The following is a 3,006-nucleotide window of genomic DNA, read 5'->3' as shown; positions in this document are numbered from 1 at the left end:
TTGTTCTTTGAAAACTGAAGATTCATCAAGACATCAAACCAAGAAAAATATGCATGGTCCGTTCGGACCGTGTGTCTTAGAAACGCTAGATCAAGGTAGAAAGGGCGTACGGTGGATGCCTTGGCACTAGGAGCCGATGAAGGACGCGACGAACAGCGAAATGCTCTGGGGAGTGGTAAGTGCACTTTGATCCAGAGGTATCCGAATGGGGGAACCCACCGCCGGGAGACTGGCGGGACACCCGTGTGAATACATAGCACGGTGTGAGGCAAACCCGGGGAACTGAAACATCTAAGTACCCGGAGGAAGAGAAAGAAAATTCGATTCCCTGAGTAGCGGCGAGCGAAACGGGAACAGCCCAAACCAGGAAGCATGCTTCCTGGGGTTGTAGGACACTCTATACGGAGTTACAAAGGGATAGGATAGGTGAACGACCTGGAAAGGTCGGCCAGAGAAGGTGACGGCCCTGTAGCTGAAATCTTATCCCCTCCAGAGTGGATCCTGAGTACGGCGGGACACGTGAAACCCCGTCGGAATCCGGGAGGACCATCTCCCAAGGCTAAATACTTCCTAGTGACCGATAGTGAACCAGTACCGTGAGGGAAAGGTGAAAAGCACCCCGGAAGGGGAGTGAAATAGATCCTGAAACCGTATGCCTACAAGTAGTCAGAGCCCGTTAACGGGTGATGGCGTGCCTTTTGTAGAATGAACCGGCGAGTTACGATGGCGGGCAAGGTTAAGCTGATAAGGCGGAGCCGCAGCGAAAGCGAGTCTGAATAGGGCGCATCAGTCCGTCGTCGTAGACCCGAAACCAGGTGATCTACCCATGTCCAGGATGAAGGTCAGGTAACACTGACTGGAGGTCCGAACCCACGCACGTTGAAAAGTGCGGGGATGAGGTGTGGGTAGCGGTGAAATGCCAATCGAACCTGGAGATAGCTGGTTCTCCCCGAAATAGCTTTAGGGCTAGCCTCGAGGTGAAGAGTTCCGGAGGTAGAGCACTGATTGGACTAGGGGCCCCCACAGGGTTACCGAATTCAGTCAAACTCCGAATGCCGGCAACTTGTACTCGGGAGTCAGACTGCGAGTGATAAGATCCGTAGTCGAAAGGGAAACAGCCCAGACCATCAGCTAAGGTCCCAAAGTGTATGTTAAGTGGAAAAGGATGTGGCGTTGCACAGACAACTAGGATGTTGGCTTAGAAGCAGCCACCATTCAAAGAGTGCGTAATAGCTCACTAGTCGAGTGACGCCGCGCCGAAAATTTAACGGGGCTAAACATACCACCGAAGCTATGGATTCCGTAAGGAATGGTAGGGGAGCGTTCCAAGCAGCAGTGAAGCGGTATCGTGAGGAGCCGTGGAGCGCTTGGAAGTGAGAATGCCGGTGTGAGTAGCGAAAAGAGGGGTGAGAATCCCCTCCGTCGAAAGCCCAAGGTTTCCTGAGGAAGGCTCGTCCGCTCAGGGTTAGTCTGGACCTAAGCCGAGGCCGAAAGGCGTAGGCGATGGACAACAGGTTGATATTCCTGTACCGCCGTACCACCGTTTGAACGATGGGGGGACGCAGAAGGATAAGGTAACCGTGCGACTGGAAGTGCACGGACAAGCAGCGAGGCCGTCGGGTTGGCAAATCCGCCCGGCATACAAGGTTGAGCTGTGATGTGGAGCCCGTAGGGCGAAGTACCGGATTTCACGCTGCCAAGAAAAGCCTCTAGTAAGGAGGTCGGCGCCAGTACCGTAAACCGACACAGGTAGGCGAGATGAGAATTCTAAGACGCGCGGGATAACTCTCGTTAAGGAACTCGGCAAAATGGTCCCGTAACTTCGGGAGAAGGGACGCTTATGGCAACATAAGCCGCAGTGAATAGGCCCAAACGACTGTTTAGCAAAAACACAGGTCTCTGCTAAATCGCAAGATGAAGTATAGGGGCTGACGCCTGCCCGGTGCTGGAAGGTTAAGGGGATGTGTCATCGCAAGAGAAGCACTGAACCGAAGCCCCAGTAAACGGCGGCCGTAACTATAACGGTCCTAAGGTAGCGAAATTCCTTGTCGGGTAAGTTCCGACCCGCACGAAAGGCGTAACGATTTGGGCACTGTCTCAACGAGAGACCCGGTGAAATCATAGTACCTGTGAAGATGCAGGTTACCCGCGACAGGACGGAAAGACCCCATGGAGCTTTACTACAGCCTGATATTGAGGCTTTGTACGCGATGTACAGGATAGGTGGGAGTTTGTGAAGCCGGAGCGCCAGCTTCGGTGGAGACATCCTTGGGATACCACCCTTTGCGTATAGAGTCTCTAACTCGCAGCCGTGATCCGGCTGGAGGACCGTGTCAGGCGGGTAGTTTGACTGGGGCGGTCGCCTCCTAAACAGTAACGGAGGCGCCCAAAGGTTCCCTCAGAATGGTTGGAAATCATTCGTAGAGTGCAAAGGCAGAAGGGAGCTTGACTGCGAGACCTACAAGTCGAGCAGGGACGAAAGTCGGGCTTAGTGATCCGGTGGTTCCGCATGGAAGGGCCATCGCTCAACGGATAAAAGCTACCCTGGGGATAACAGGCTGATCTCCCCCAAGAGTCCACATCGACGGGGAGGTTTGGCACCTCGATGTCGGCTCATCGCATCCTGGGGCTGGAGTAGGTCCCAAGGGTTGGGCTGTTCGCCCATTAAAGCGGTACGCGAGCTGGGTTCAGAACGTCGTGAGACAGTTCGGTCCCTATCCGTCGTGGGCGCAGGAAATTTGAGGAGAGCTGTCCTTAGTACGAGAGGACCGGGATGGACGCACCGCTGGTGTACCAGTTGTTCCGCCAGGAGCATCGCTGGGTAGCTACGTGCGGACGGGATAAGTGCTGAAAGCATCTAAGCATGAAGCCCCCTCCGAGATGAGATTTCCCTTTGAGCAATCAAGAAAGACCCCTCAGAGACGATGAGGTAGATAGGTCATGGGTGGAAGCACGGCGACGTGTGGAGCTGAATGATACTAATCGGTCGAGGCTTTGATCTAGAAA

Annotated in this window: 1 rRNA gene; it reads left to right on the top strand. The window is 54.2% G+C overall.

The annotated features are described in order from the left end of the window. Positions 1-88 precede the first annotated feature (88 nt). Positions 89-3,002: ribosomal RNA gene (locus tag EVJ26_RS14110) — 23S ribosomal RNA — on the top strand. Positions 3,003-3,006: the final 4 nt, after the last annotated feature.

Origin of the sequence: Exiguobacterium sp. SH3S1 (assembly GCF_004337105.1) — a bacterium.
GTDB classification, from domain to species: domain Bacteria; phylum Bacillota; class Bacilli; order Exiguobacteriales; family Exiguobacteriaceae; genus Exiguobacterium; species Exiguobacterium aurantiacum_A.
This window is presented reverse-complemented; position numbering and strand designations above follow the sequence as displayed.